This is a genomic window from Bacillus sp. SIMBA_008 (assembly GCF_046535495.1).
GTDB lineage: Bacteria > Bacillota > Bacilli > Bacillales > Bacillaceae > Bacillus > Bacillus subtilis.
In genome coordinates this window covers 1-257 of sequence record NZ_JAWRWL010000777.1, presented here as the reverse complement: position 1 = coordinate 257, position 257 = coordinate 1, and the positions used below count along the sequence as shown (strand labels likewise).

Genomic DNA, 257 nt, shown 5'->3' with positions numbered 1-257 from the left:
GGTGTTTATATCTGAAATTTTTCCAAACCATTTAAGGGCCAGCGGTCAGGCCTTTGGGTCTTCAACACACTGGGTACTTGCAGCTATCATACCTTCTATGATCCCGTTTTTATTCTCAACAATTGGGGCAGGGACTGTGTTTTTAATTTTTACAATAATGATGGTATTTCAATTATTGTTTGTGATGTTTATGATGCCGGAAACCAAAGGAAAATCTTTAGAAGAATTACAGGACACTGTTTTTAAGCAGAAATAAC

General features: G+C 36.6%; 1 protein-coding gene. It reads left to right on the top strand.

Annotated elements, in window-relative coordinates:
• On the top strand, positions 1-256 hold a 256-nt coding region (locus SB658_RS25410; RefSeq protein WP_410603208.1), incomplete at its 5' end, for an MFS transporter.
• Position 257: the final 1 nt, after the last annotated feature.